The following is a 12,572-nucleotide window of genomic DNA, read 5'->3' on the forward strand; positions in this document are numbered from 1 at the left end:
AAGTACACACCCCGTGAGCTTCGATCGAAGACCGGCCGCAGACAGCTCCGCCGAGGGTGAACCAACAACCCAAAAGGGAGCAACACCACACATGACCGAGCAGAGCACTCTCGGTACACACAGCAGCAAGGCCGTGATCGACAACGGCCCGTTCGGCACCCGGGAGATCACCTTCTCCACCGGGCGCCTCGCTCGTCAGGCGGCCGGCTCGGCCCTCGCCCAGCTGGGCGAGACCGTCGTGATGTCCGCGACGACCGCCGGCAAGCAGCCCAAGGAGCAGTTCGACTTCTTCCCGCTGACGGTGGACGTCGAGGAGCGCATGTACGCGGCCGGGCGCATCCCCGGCTCGTTCTTCCGCCGCGAGGGCCGGCCCAGCGAGGACGCGATCCTCACCTGCCGGCTCATCGACCGGCCGCTGCGCCCGAGCTTCGTCAAGGGGCTGCGCAACGAGGTCCAGGTCGTCGAGACGGTCCTGGCGCTCGACCCGGCCCACCCGTACGACGTCGTGGCGATCAACGCCGCCTCGCTGTCGACCAAGCTGTCCGGCCTGCCGTTCTCGGGCCCGATCGGCGCGACCCGCATGGCCCACATCGACGGGCAGTGGGTGGCTTTCCCGACCGTCGAGGAGCTCAGCCGGGCCACGTTCGACATGGTCGTCGCCGGCCGGGTCCTGGCCGACGGTGACGTCGCGATCATGATGGTCGAGGCCGAGGCCACCGAGCACACCGTCGCCCTCGTGGCCGGCGGCGCGCCCGCGCCGACCGAGGAGGTCGTCGTCGGTGGTCTGGAGGCGTCCAAGCCCGCGATCCGCGAGCTGTGCCGCGCCCAGGCCGAGCTGGCCGACGTCGCGGCGAAGCCGGTGCAGGAGTTCCCGGTCTTCCTCGACTACCAGCCCGACGCCTACGAGGCCGTCGCCGGCGCGGTGAAGGAAGAGGTCACCGAGGCCCTGCGCATCGCCGGGAAGGCGGAGCGCGAGGAGGCCCTCGACCGGATCAAGGAGGCCGCCTTCGAGCGTGTCGCCGGTCAGTTCGAGGGGCGCGAGAAGGAGATCGGCGCCGCGCTGCGGTCGCTGACCAAGAACGAGGTCCGCGCCCGCGTGCTGCGCGAGCAGGTCCGCATCGACGGCCGTGGCCCGCGCGACATCCGGCCGCTGACCGCCGAGGTGCAGGTCCTGCCCCGCGTGCACGGCTCGGCGCTGTTCGAGCGCGGCGAGACCCAGATCCTGGGCGTCACCACGCTGAACATGCTGCGCATGGAGCAGACGCTCGACACCCTCGCGCCCGAGAAGTCCAAGCGCTACATGCACAACTACAACTTCCCGCCGTACAGCACCGGTGAGACCGGCCGCGTGGGCGCCCCGAAGCGGCGCGAGATCGGCCACGGCGCGCTCGCCGAGCGGGCCCTGATCCCGGTCCTGCCGTCGCGCGAGGAGTTCCCCTACGCGATCCGGCAGGTCTCCGAGGCGCTGGGCTCCAACGGCTCGACCAGCATGGGCTCGGTCTGCGCCTCCACCATGGCGCTGCTGTCGGCCGGCGTGCCGCTCAAGGCGCCGGTCGCGGGCATCGCGATGGGCCTGATCTCCGACGAGGTCGAGGGCAAGACGCAGTACGTGACGCTGACCGACATCCTCGGGGCCGAGGACGCGTTCGGCGACATGGACTTCAAGGTCGCCGGCACCCGCGAGTTCGTCACCGCGCTGCAGCTGGACACCAAGCTCGACGGCATCCCGTCGGACGTGCTGGCCGGGGCGCTGCAGCAGGCCCACGACGCGCGGTACGTCATCCTCGACGTGATGGCCGAGGCGATCGAGTCGCCGGCGGGCATGAGCCAGTACGCGCCGCGGGTCACCACGGTGCGCATCCCGGTCGACAAGATCGGCATGGTGATCGGCCCGAAGGGCCAGACCATCAACGCGATCCAGGACGAGACCGGCGCCGAGATCAGCATCGAGGACGACGGCACGATCTACGTCGGCGCGACCGACGGCCCGTCGGCCGAGGCCGCCGTCGAGCGGATCAACGCGATCGCCAACCCGACCATGCCGAAGGTCGGCGACAAGTTCCTCGGCACCGTGGTGAAGACGGCCGCGTTCGGCGCGTTCATCTCGCTGCTGCCCGGCCGCGACGGCCTGCTGCACATCTCCAAGGTGGGCAACGGCAAGCGGGTCGACAAGGTCGAGGACTTCCTCAACGTCGGCGACAGGGTCGAGGTGCAGATCGCGGACATCGACAACCGCGGCAAGATCTACCTCGACAAGGTGCTGGCCGAGGGCGAGCAGCCGGCGGCGCCGGCCGAGGGTGGCGAGCGTCCGGCCCGCGAGCGCGGCGACCGGGGCGACCGCGGTGGTGACCGTGGCCCGCGCCGGGACCGGGGCGACCGCGGTGGTGACCGCGGCGACCGCGGTGGCGACCGGGCCCCGCGTCCGTCCGCCGAGGGCGGCGAGGCGGCCCCGGCCGGCGGCGACGAGGGTGGCGAAGGCGGCGAGGGCGGCGAGGGCGGCGAGTTCCGTCGTCGGCGTAACCGGCGCGACTGACCTATGGCGAGTCGAGCGACGACCCAGACCCTGTCCGACGACCCGATGGGCGGCACCGTACGACGTACCGTGCTGCCCAACGGGCTGCGGATCCTGACCGAGGCGATCCCTGCGATGCGCAGCGTCTCGTTCGGGGTCTGGGTCGGCATCGGCTCGCGGGACGAGACGCCCACGCTGTCGGGCGTCTCGCACTTTCTCGAGCACCTGCTGTTCAAGGGCACCAAGCGGCGCAGCGCGCTGGACATCTCCGCGCAGATCGAGGCGGTCGGCGGGGAGACCAACGCGTTCACCGCGAAGGAGTACACGTGCTACTACGCGCGGGTGCTCGACGCGGACCTGCCGCTGGCCATCGACGTCGTCTGTGACCTGGTCACCGACTCCGTGCTGGCCGAGGCGGACGTGGAGACCGAGCGTGGCGTGATCCTCGAGGAGATCGCCATGCACGACGACGAGCCCGGCGACGAGGTGCACGACGTCTTCACCGAGGCCGTGTACGGCACGCACCCGCTCGGCCGGCAGATCTCCGGCACGGTGCCGAGCATCTCGGCGCTGACCCGCAAGCAGATCGACGGCTTCTACCGCCGCCGGTACCGCCCCGAGACCATGGTCATCGCCGCGGCCGGGAACCTCGACCACGCCAAGGTCGTGCGGGCGGTCCGCGCGGCGTTCGAGCGGGCCGGCTGGGACAACGCGGCCGTGCCCGCGCCCCGGCGCCCGCGCGCGGCCAGGGTGCCGGCCCGCTCCGGGCAGGTCGTGGTGCGCAACAAGGACACCGAGCAGGCGCACCTGGTGCTGGGCTGCACGGGGTACCCGCGCGAGCACGACGACCGCTTCGCGCTGGGCGCGCTCAACAACGTGCTCGGCGGCGGCATGTCCAGCCGGCTGTTCCAGCTGATCCGGGAGCAGCGCGGGCTGGCGTACTCGGTGTACTCCTTCACCTCGCAGTACAGCGACGCCGGCCTCTTCGGCGTCTACGCCGGGTGCGCGCCCGGCAAGGTCGAGGAGGTGCTGGCCATCACCCGCGAGGAGCTCGCGCGGCTCGCGGCCGACGGCCTCACCGACGCCGAGGTCGAGCGCGGCAAGGGCATGCTCAAGGGCGCCGTGGTGCTGGGCCTGGAGGACACCGGCTCGCGCATGAGCCGCCTGGGCAAGGGCGAGCTGCTGTACGACGAGCTGCTCTCCGTCGACGAGGTGCTGCGCCGCGTCGACGCGGTCACCCCCCAGCAGGTCCGCCGGGTCACCGAGGAGCTGCTGGCCCGCCGGATGTCCCTCGCGGTGATCGGCGACTTCAGCGAAGGGGCCTTCGCGGGCGCGCTCGACTGACGCTATAGGTTGTCTGCGTGAGCGAGACGATCCGGGTCGGGGTGCTGGGCGCGCGCGGCCGCATGGGCAACGAGGTGTGCAAGGCCGTCGGCGGCGCCGAGGACATGGAGCTCGTCGCCGCGGTGGACGACGGCGACGGCCGGGACACCCTCGAGGGCGCTCAGGTCGTCGTGGACTTCACCACGCCCGACGCGGTGTTCGGCAACATCGACTGGTGCCTCGAGCACGGCGTCAACCTGGTGGTCGGCACGTCCGGGTTCACCACCGAGCGCATCGAGCTGGTGCGCGACAAGCTGGCCGCCCGGCCCGGCATCGGGATCGTCATCGCGCCGAACTTCGCCATCGGCGCGGTGCTGCTGATGGAGTTCGCCGCCAAGGCCGCCCGGCACTTCGAGTCGGTCGAGATCGTCGAGATGCACCACCCCAAGAAGATCGACGCCCCGAGCGGCACCGCCCTGCGCACCGCGCGGATCATCGCGGAGGCGCGCGCCGAGGCCGGCCTGGGCGCGATGCCCGACGCGACGAAGGAAGAGATGGCCGGCGCCCGCGGCAGCGACGTCGAGGGAGTCCGCGTGCACGCGCTGCGCGCCACCGGCCTCGTCGCCCACCAGGAGGTGCTCTTCGGCACCGCGGGGGAGACCCTCACCCTGCGGCACGACTCCTACGATCGGGTTTCGTTCATGCCGGGTGTGCTGCTGGCTGTGCGCTCCGTCATCACCCGGCCCGGCCTCACCGTCGGGCTCGATGCCCTGCTCGGCTAAAGCTCCCACATGCTGGGACGCTAGGGCCACCGTTGGGCCGCAACAGCGTCACGCGTCGATAACGGGCTCTTGCTCGAGGGAGACGTGCCACCGGATCTGCGGTACCAGCAGATCATCGACGTCGAGCGATCGCCCGACCCCGTCCGGGGCCCAGCCGGAACTCTCCAGAAATCGACGCGTAACAGGGTCGTCGGCGAACGTCCACGCGAGAGCTGTCGTAAATCCGTCAGAGCGCCACAAATCCACACTTGCCGCCAGCAAACGGCTGCCGTGCCCACGACGGCCCCAGCGCGGCTCCACCAGCACGTCCGTGATGGCCGCGGCCGACCCGAACACCTTGTCAAGGGCGGTGTGATCTTCATCCGGAGCGAGTGTGGTGTCATCTGCCGGACCTGACGCGGCAAATCCCACGACGTATGCTGACTCTGGTTGCGAGCCAGACGAATCGACCTGCTCCACCGCCACGAGCACCCGGTGGGCCGGAGACGGCGGCTCCGCGATTGCCTCTCGCCACCTGCGGGTAATCCACTCCTCGTCCAGCCGGTCGAGGATGTGTTTGGGCAGCAGTCGCCGATAGGCGACCCGCCAGGTCGAGAGTTGGACACGCGCGATTTCGACGACGTCGTCGATTCGCGCCGGACGGACGAACCCGAGCGTCATGGATCAGCAGCCTACGGATTTTGTGTGAAGCGCAACTCGGCGGGGTAGCGCCCGTACGTCACAGTTCGACCGGCGGGACCGTTGAGTCAACTGTGACGCGGCTCTGAGGTCACAGTGGCATTCTGACGGCGAATGAGCAGGAGGGCAGAACAGGTGGCGGAGCGGGGACGGGTCGCCGAATCGAGCGCCGTCCGGCCCAAGCTGCGGCCCGGCGTCAGGAAGACGCTCATCGTGGCGGCCGTCTGGGTCGTCGTGTGGGGGTTCCTGCTGGTGGCGGCGGCGCACAACGGGTTCTTCGATCTCAAGGTCTACTACGGCGCGATGGACTACTGGGTCAACCGCGGCGGAGACATCTACGACTACCTGACGCCCGGCACGCCCTACGGCTTCACTTACCCGCCGTTCGCCGCCGCGCTCATGACGCCGATGTCCCTCATCGGCTGGAACACCGCGATCGTCATCAGCGTGTCCATGAACGTGCTGGCCATGGCCGCGATCCTCACCTGGCTGCTCGGCCCGGTGTTCAAGCGGCAGGGCTGGTCGTACTGGTACGCGATGGGCATCGCCATGGCCCTCGCGGCCGCCTTCGAGCCCATCCGCGAGACCGTGAACTTCGGCCAGGTCAACATCCTGGTGCTGTTCCTGGTCGTCGCCGACGTGCTGCTCCTGGTGCGCGGCGGGCACAAGCTCGGCGGCATCGGCATCGGCCTGGCCACCGCGATCAAGCTCACCCCGGGCGTGTTCATCGTCTACCTGCTCATCACCCGCCGCTGGCGCGCCGCCGCCGTCTCGGCCGCGACCGCCACGGCCGCGACCTGGCTCGCCGCGACGTTCGCGCCGGACGCGTCCCGGGTGTTCTGGACCGACGCCGTGTGGAACACCGACCGCGTCGGCTCGCCCACGTTCGTGTCCAACCAGGCGCTCACCGGGCTCGTCGGCCGGATCTTCAACCCCGACCCGATGAAGCCGCTGTGGCTGCTGCTCGTGCTCATCACGCTCGCGGTCTGGTACTGGCGCGCCCGCCGGGCCATCCGGCACCGCGACGAGGTCGCCGGGCTGGCCCTGACCGGGCTCGTCGGCTGCATGGTGAGCCCGATCACCTGGATCCACCACCTCGTGTGGACGGTCCCCGCGATCGTGATCCTGTTCGACTACGCGACCGACCGCACGCTCGACCCGCGGCGCCGGCGCAACTTCATGATCGCCTTCGGGTTCTCGTTCGCACTTCTCTGCAGCCGTACCCCCTGGGCCTTCCACGCGAAGTTCGACGGGCTCGGCCTCATCGGCAGCAACGCGTACATCCTGCTCATGATCGGTCTCCTGTTCGGCCTGCCGATCCGCGAGCCCGCCGACACCGGCGCGGACCAGCGGGCGGCCGGCGAGCCGGGCGAGGCGGGCGGCCCCGACGTGGAGGACGCGCCCGATCTCGTGGAGATCGACCGCAAGGTGACCGAGGCCTTCCACGCCCAGGAACAACCAAGACGACCCCTGGTCGGCGCCTAGTTTCCAGCTCCCCGGTGGCTTCGGCCGCCGGGGAGTTTTTTCGGTAAGTCGGGCACTCCGTGCCACGACTTACCGGATTTATACCCTGACCGGGGATATGTCCGTCTCCAGGTTTTGTCATACCCCCGGGTTAGCCTCCTTGACGATGAGCGAGTACCTGACGCTGACCCAGGCCCGCCGGATCGCCCTCGCCGCCTCGGGCTTCGCCGACCGGGCGCCCGGCGCCGAGCCCGAGCGCCGCCACCTGCGCCGCGTGCTGGAACGCACCGGCCTGCTCCAGATCGACTCGGTCAACATCGTCCAGCGGGCGCACTACCTGCCCGCCTACAGCCGCCTCGGCCCGTACGATGCGGCCCTGCTCGACCGGCTGGCCTACCGGCGGCCGCGGGAGCTGTTCGAGTACTGGGCGCACGAGGCCTCCCTCGTCCCCGTCCGGCTGCAGCCGATGCTGCGCTGGCGCATGCGCTCGGGCGCCGCCTGGGGCCGGATGGTCCGCATCGCCCGCGAGCAGCCCGACCTGGTGCGCTGGGTGCTCGAGGAGATCCGGGCCAAGGGCCCGATCAGCGCCGCCGAGGTCGAGGGCGACATGGTCCAGCCGCGCCGCAAGGAGCACTGGGGCTGGAACTGGTCCGACACCAAGACCGCGATCGAGTGGCTGTTCTACACCGGCGAGGTGAGCGTGGCCCGCCGCAACTCCGCGTTCGCCCGCGTCTACGACGTGCCGGAGCGCATCCTGCCGCCCGAGGTCGTCAACGCGCCCACGCCGAGCGACGAGGATGCGTACCGGGAACTGGTGCGCGTCGCCGCCCGCGGCCTGGGCGTGGCCGCCGAGCCCGAGCTGCGCGACTACTTCCGGCTCCCGCTGGCCGGCGCCCGGCAGGCGATCGCCGAGCTGGTCGAGGCGGGCGAGCTCGTCCTGGTCGAGGTGGAGGGCTGGGCGCCGCGCGCCTACCTGCACGCCGAGGCGCGCCGGCCCCGCCGCATCGGCGCCGCGACCCTGGTGAGCCCCTTCGACCCGCTGATGTGGGAGCGGGCCCGGGTCGAGCGCCTGTTCGGGTTCAACTACCGCATCGAGATCTACGTGCCGCCCCCGCAGCGGCTGTACGGGTACTACGTGCTGCCCTTCCTCCTCGGCGACCGCCTGGTCGCCCGGGTCGATCTCAAGGCCGACCGCAAGGCGGGGGTGCTGCAGGTGCCGGCGGCGTGGATCGAGCCGCCGGCGGGCCGGGGCGCGCCGTCCCCGGGCGAGGTGGCCGAGGCCCTGGCCGCGGAGCTGCACCGCTTCGCCGGCTGGCTGGGCCTGGGGGAGGTGGACCTGCCCGAGCGCGGCGACTTCGCGGAGCCCCTCGCGAAAGTCCTGTCCTCGGCGGCGTCGTAGCCGTTGCTCGATCGGTGTACTTTTGGCTCCGTGACGTCACCGTTGCCGGCCCCCATGCCCCGGTCACTCGAAGGGGTGCTTCCCGACGTGCCCGAGCTGGGCGCGCCCACCGCGCCCGCGAGCGTGTCGCTGCCGCCGGTGTACCACTACGCGTACCAGCCGCCGAAGGGTCGCTTCCAGCGCCTCATCGAGCGGCTGCCGGCCTGGGCCGGCCCGGCCGGGGTGGGCGCCCTGATCTCCGGCGGCGTGGCCTACACGCTGCTCATGAAGCCCACGAGCGCCGGCGCCTCCGACCCGCCGACCTGCCTGGTCAAGCTGCTGACCGGCTTCGACTGCCCGGGCTGCGGCGGCACCCGCGCCGCCTGGTACCTGCTGCACGGCGACATCCCCGCGGCGGCGCACCACCACGCCCCGCTCGTCTTCGCCGCCCCGTTCCTGGCGTACCTCTACGTCGCCTGGACCGTCAACAGGCTGAACCTGCCCTTCAAGCTGCCCATGCTGCGCATCTCCAACGGCGCGCTGATCGGCTTCCTCGTGGCCTGGCTCGTCTTCAGCGTCGTCCGCAACCTGCCCTGGGCACCGTTCACGTACTTCTTCGTTTAGTAGGCTCTGCGAATGCTCTCCGTCAAAGCCATCGCCTGGACCCACTTCGAGCCACCGGCCGGGGTGCCCTGGGAGACCGACGCCGACGGCGGTGAGGCGCTCGCCGAGTTCGCCGGGCGCGCCTGCTACCAGTCGTGGAGCAAGCCGAACCCGGCGACCGCCACGAACGCCGGCTACCTACGGCACATCCTCGAGGTCGGGCACCTCTCGGTGCTCGAGCACGGCACCGTGACGTTCTACCTGACCGGCGTGTCGCGCTCGTTCACGCACGAGCTCGTGCGGCACCGGCACTTCTCCTACTCGCAGCTGTCGCAGCGCTACGTGCCCGGGCGCGAGCAGGCCATGGTCGAGCCGGCCGTGATCGCCGAGGACCCGGCGCTGCACAAGACGTTCGTCGAGGCGGGCGAGGCGGCGCTGCGGGCGTACAACGAGCTGCTCGAGGGGCTCGAGGCCAAGTTCGCCGACGTCGAGAACAAGACCTCGCGGCGCAAGCAGGCGCGGCAGGCGGCCCGGGCCGTGCTGCCGAACGCGGCCGAGACGCGGATCGTGGTGACCGGCAACTACCGGGCCTGGCGCCACTTCGTGACGATGCGGGCGAGCGAGGGCGCCGATGTCGAGATCCGTGAGGTGGCCGTCGCCTGCCTGCGGGAACTGCAGCGGGTCGCGCCCAGCGTGTTCGGGGATTTCACGATCGCCGAGCTCGCCGACGGCACCGAGGTGGCGTCCCCGCGGTACACCTGGGAATCTTGAGAAATGCTCGCCGCAGGCTTCCGATAGGTTGTGCGTATGACACGCACCGGTTCCGTCCCCGGCCGGCCGTTCGGCCGGCTGCTCAGCGCGATGGTCACGCCATTCGGGTCTGACGGTTCGCTCGACGCCGACGGCGCCGCCCGGCTCGCCGTCCACCTGGTGGACGAGCAGGAGCACGACGGTCTGGTGGTCAACGGCACGACGGGCGAGTCGGCGACCACGAGCGACGCGGAGAAGGACCGGGTGCTCCGCGCGGTCGTGGAGGCCGTCGGCGACCGGGCGACCGTGATCGCCGGCGTCGGCACCAACGACACCGCGCACTCGCTCGAGCTCACGCGGGCCGCCGAGAAGGCCGGCGCCGACGGGCTGCTCGTGGTGACGCCGTACTACAACAAGCCGCCCCAGGCCGGCCTCGTCCAGCACTTCCGGGCCGTCGCCGACGCCTCGGGCCTGCCGGTGATGCTGTACGACATCCCCGGCCGCTCCGGCGTGGCGATCGAGACCGAGACGATGTGCCGGCTGGCCGAGCACGAGCGCATCGTCGCGGTGAAGGACGCCAAGGGCGACCTCGGCGAGACCGCCTGGGTGATCAAGCGCACCGGCCTGGCGTATTATTCTGGCGAGGACAAGCTCACGCTGCCGCTGCTGGCGGTCGGCGCGGTCGGCGTGGTGGGCGTGCCCACGCACGTGTTCGGACCGCAGACGAAGGCGATGATCACGGCGTACGAGGCGGGCGACGTGGCCCGCGCTCGGGAGCTGCACCTGCAGCTGCTGCCGGCGTTCTGCGGATTCTTCCGCACCCAGGGTGTCATCCTGACCAAGGCGGCCCTCACACTGCTCGGTCTGCCCGCCGGACCGGTCCGCCCGCCCCTCGTGGGCGTGAACGCGGCGGAACTGGGCCGGTTGCGGGAGGATTGCGCCGAGGCCGGCCGCACCATCGGCTCGGCCGAGCAGATGGCGCACCACAACGAACTCGGAGTGGCCCTATGACGGTGGCGCACGTCGAGCTCGATCCGCCACCCCCTCTGGGGCCCCGCACCTTGCGGGTCACCCCGCTGGGCGGGCTCGGCGCGATCGGCCGCAACATGACGCTGCTGGAGTACGACGGCAGGATGCTCATCATCGACTGCGGCGTGCTGTTCCCCGACGTGGAGCAGCCCGGCGTCGATCTCATCCTGCCCGACTTCTCCTCGATACTCGACCGCCTGGACCAGGTTCAGGCGATCGTGCTCACCCACGGGCACGAGGACCACATCGGGGCGGTGCCGTACCTGCTCGCCCACAAGCCGGACATCCCGATCGTCGGCTCGAAGTTCACGCTCGCCCTGGTCGAGGCCAAGCTGGCGGAGCGGCGCATCGAGCCGTACTCGCTGACCGTCCGCGAGCGCCAGGTCGAGCGCCTGGGGCCGTTCGAGTGCGAGTTCTTCGCGGTCAACCACTCGATCCCCGACGCGCTCGCGGTCGCGGTGACCACCGGGGCCGGCACGGTGCTGCACACCGGCGACTTCAAGATGGACCAGCTGCCGCTGGACGGGCGCATCACCGACCTGGCCGGGTTCGCGCGGCTCGGCGCCGACGGCGTCGACCTGCTGCTGTCGGACTCGACGAACGCCGAGATCCCCGGCTTCGTCACCCCGGAGCGCGAGATCGGCCCGGTGCTGGAGCGGATCTTCGGCCGCGCGACCGGGCGCATCATCGTCGCCTCGTTCGCCTCCCACGTGCACCGGGTGCAGCAGGTGTTCGACGCCGCGCATGCGCACGGGCGCAAGGTGGCCCTCATCGGCCGCTCGATGGTGCGCAACATGGGCATCGCCCGCGACCTGGGCCTGCTGCGCATCCCGCACGGGCTGCTCGTCGCGATCGACGAGGCGATGAGCCTGCCGCCGGAGCGGATCGTGCTCATGTCGACCGGGTCGCAGGGCGAGCCGATGAGCGCGCTGGGCCGCATGGCCAACGGCGACCACCGGCACATCGTGATCGGCGAGGGCGACACCATCGTGCTCGCGTCGTCGCTGGTCCCGGGCAACGAGACCGCGGTGTACCGCGTGATCAACCAGCTCTCGCGCGCCGGCGCGATCGTCGTGCACAAGGACGTCGCCAAGGTGCACGTCTCCGGCCACGCGCCCGCGGGCGAGCTGCTCTACCTGCTCAACGTCGTCAAGCCGCGCAACTTCATGCCGGTGCACGGCGAGTGGCGGCACCTGCGTGCGCACGCGCAGCTGGCCCGGGAGGCCGGGGTGCCCGCCGAGCGCGTGGTGCTCTGCGAGGACGGCGACGTGGTCGACCTCGTCGACGGCGAGGCGCGCCTCGTGGGCCACATCCGTTCGCGGTACGTGTACGTCGACGGCCTCGCCATCGGCGACGTGGGGGAGTCGCTGCTCACCGAGCGGCGCATCCTCGGCGACGGCGGGTTCATCGCGGCCACGGTCGTGATCGACTCCGTCACCGGCAAGGTGGTCGCCGGCCCGACGGTGTCCGCGAAGGGGTTCTCCGACGACCCGGCGGTCTTCAACGCGGTACTGCCGCTGGTCACCGACGCCCTGAACAAGGCGGCCGCCGACGGCATCACCGACCCGCACCAGCTGCAGCAGATCGTGCGGCGCTCGGTCGGGCGGTGGGTCAACGAGGCGTACCGTCGCCGCCCCATGATCGTTCCCACGGTGGTCGAGGTCTGAGATGTACGCGGCCCTGGCCACGACGGTGCTGGTGCTGCACTTCTGTTTCCTCGCCTACGTGGTGCTCGGCGGGTTCCTCGTCTGGCGGTGGCCGAAGGCCTTCTGGCCCCATCTGGCCGCCGCCGCGTGGGGCCTCGCCGTCGTGTCGATCCCGCTGACCTGCCCGCTCACCGTTGTCGAGCACTGGGCCCGGCGCCGGGCCGGGCAGGCGGTGGGCGACAAGGGCTTCATCGACACGTACATCGAGAATGTCCTCTACCCCGAGCGGTACACCCACCTCCTGCAGGTCCTGGTGGGTGTGGCAGTGGTCGTCTCCTACGCGGTCGCCCTCGCGAAGCTGCGCCACCGGCGCGCCGAAAGAAAATTGTCGTAGCCGCCCGATACGG

11 protein-coding genes are annotated in these 12,572 nt (G+C 71.0%); 10 read left to right on the plus strand and 1 reads right to left on the minus strand.

The window, feature by feature from the left end; all coding sequences use genetic code 11:
- Positions 1 to 91 precede the first annotated feature (91 nt).
- The 3 genes from ACPPVO_RS08530 (at position 92) to dapB (ending at position 4,617) form a co-directional block, all read left to right on the plus strand.
- Entirely contained in the window at positions 92 to 2,533 is a 2,442-nt protein-coding gene (locus tag ACPPVO_RS08530) for a polyribonucleotide nucleotidyltransferase (RefSeq protein ID WP_426510682.1), read from the plus strand.
- A 3-nt stretch (positions 2,534 to 2,536) separates the two neighbouring features.
- Complete coding sequence (locus ACPPVO_RS08535; RefSeq protein ID WP_426510683.1) at positions 2,537 to 3,856, plus strand: M16 family metallopeptidase; 1,320 nt, start codon at positions 2,537 to 2,539, stop codon at positions 3,854 to 3,856.
- A 62-nt stretch (positions 3,857 to 3,918) separates the two neighbouring features.
- Positions 3,919 to 4,617: a 4-hydroxy-tetrahydrodipicolinate reductase gene (gene dapB, locus ACPPVO_RS08540; protein ID WP_426514578.1), complete on the plus strand. Its 699-nt coding sequence runs from the start codon at positions 3,919 to 3,921 to the stop codon at positions 4,615 to 4,617.
- 48 nt (positions 4,618 to 4,665) lie between these two features.
- On the opposite strand, the gene ACPPVO_RS08545 is transcribed toward dapB, so the two are convergent.
- On the minus strand, positions 4,666 to 5,277 hold the full coding sequence (locus ACPPVO_RS08545; RefSeq protein ID WP_426510684.1) for an N-acetyltransferase family protein: 612 nt from the start codon (positions 5,275 to 5,277) through the stop codon (positions 4,666 to 4,668).
- Positions 5,278 to 5,409: 132 nt separating this feature from the next.
- On the opposite strand from ACPPVO_RS08545, the gene ACPPVO_RS08550 reads away from it, so the two are divergent.
- The 7 genes from ACPPVO_RS08550 (at position 5,410) to ACPPVO_RS08580 (ending at position 12,559) form a co-directional block, all read left to right on the plus strand.
- Positions 5,410 to 6,780 (plus strand): glycosyltransferase 87 family protein, encoded by a 1,371-nt coding sequence (locus tag ACPPVO_RS08550; RefSeq protein ID WP_426510685.1) that lies wholly within the window; start codon positions 5,410 to 5,412, stop codon positions 6,778 to 6,780.
- A 139-nt stretch (positions 6,781 to 6,919) separates the two neighbouring features.
- On the plus strand, positions 6,920 to 8,158 hold the full coding sequence (locus ACPPVO_RS08555; RefSeq protein WP_426510686.1) for a winged helix-turn-helix domain-containing protein: 1,239 nt from the start codon (positions 6,920 to 6,922) through the stop codon (positions 8,156 to 8,158).
- 54 nt (positions 8,159 to 8,212) lie between these two features.
- Positions 8,213 to 8,761 carry a DUF2752 domain-containing protein gene (locus ACPPVO_RS08560; protein ID WP_426514579.1) on the plus strand — a complete coding sequence of 183 codons (549 nt, stop codon included), beginning with the start codon at positions 8,213 to 8,215 and terminating at the stop codon, positions 8,759 to 8,761.
- A 12-nt stretch (positions 8,762 to 8,773) separates the two neighbouring features.
- Positions 8,774 to 9,511: an FAD-dependent thymidylate synthase gene (thyX, locus tag ACPPVO_RS08565; RefSeq protein ID WP_426510688.1), complete on the plus strand. Its 738-nt coding sequence runs from the start codon at positions 8,774 to 8,776 to the stop codon at positions 9,509 to 9,511.
- A gap of 36 nt (positions 9,512 to 9,547) precedes the next feature.
- Positions 9,548 to 10,501, plus strand: coding sequence for a 4-hydroxy-tetrahydrodipicolinate synthase (gene dapA / locus ACPPVO_RS08570; protein WP_426510689.1), 954 nt, complete (start codon positions 9,548 to 9,550; stop codon positions 10,499 to 10,501).
- Entirely contained in the window at positions 10,498 to 12,186 is a 1,689-nt protein-coding gene (locus ACPPVO_RS08575; RefSeq protein WP_426510690.1) for a ribonuclease J, read from the plus strand. The genes dapA and ACPPVO_RS08575 overlap by 4 nt, the downstream gene beginning before the upstream one ends.
- Before the next feature lies 1 nt (position 12,187).
- A complete protein-coding gene (locus ACPPVO_RS08580; protein ID WP_360369738.1) occupies positions 12,188 to 12,559 on the plus strand; it encodes a DUF2784 domain-containing protein in 372 nt (123 codons plus the stop codon).
- Positions 12,560 to 12,572: the final 13 nt, after the last annotated feature.

It is taken from the genome of Dactylosporangium sp. McL0621 (assembly GCF_049995355.1).
Lineage (GTDB): Bacteria > Actinomycetota > Actinomycetes > Mycobacteriales > Micromonosporaceae > Dactylosporangium.

What these genes read in the sequence shown, in the direction of transcription:
- ACPPVO_RS08535 (WP_426510683.1), top strand. Translation starts at nt 2,537, where the DNA reads ATGGCGAGTCGAGCGACGACCCAGACCCTGTCCGACGACCCGATGGGC.
- dapA (WP_426510689.1), top strand. Translation starts at nt 9,548, where the DNA reads ATGACACGCACCGGTTCCGTCCCCGGCCGGCCGTTCGGCCGGCTGCTC.
- ACPPVO_RS08545 (WP_426510684.1), bottom strand. Translation starts at nt 5,277, where the DNA reads ATGACGCTCGGGTTCGTCCGTCCGGCGCGAATCGACGACGTCGTCGAA.
- ACPPVO_RS08560 (WP_426514579.1), top strand. Translation starts at nt 8,213, where the DNA reads ATGCCCCGGTCACTCGAAGGGGTGCTTCCCGACGTGCCCGAGCTGGGC.
- thyX (WP_426510688.1), top strand. Translation starts at nt 8,774, where the DNA reads ATGCTCTCCGTCAAAGCCATCGCCTGGACCCACTTCGAGCCACCGGCC.
- dapB (WP_426514578.1), top strand. Translation starts at nt 3,919, where the DNA reads ATGGGCAACGAGGTGTGCAAGGCCGTCGGCGGCGCCGAGGACATGGAG.
- ACPPVO_RS08530 (WP_426510682.1), top strand. Translation starts at nt 92, where the DNA reads ATGACCGAGCAGAGCACTCTCGGTACACACAGCAGCAAGGCCGTGATC.
- ACPPVO_RS08580 (WP_360369738.1), top strand. Translation starts at nt 12,188, where the DNA reads ATGTACGCGGCCCTGGCCACGACGGTGCTGGTGCTGCACTTCTGTTTC.
- ACPPVO_RS08550 (WP_426510685.1), top strand. Translation starts at nt 5,410, where the DNA reads ATGAGCAGGAGGGCAGAACAGGTGGCGGAGCGGGGACGGGTCGCCGAA.
- ACPPVO_RS08575 (WP_426510690.1), top strand. Translation starts at nt 10,498, where the DNA reads ATGACGGTGGCGCACGTCGAGCTCGATCCGCCACCCCCTCTGGGGCCC.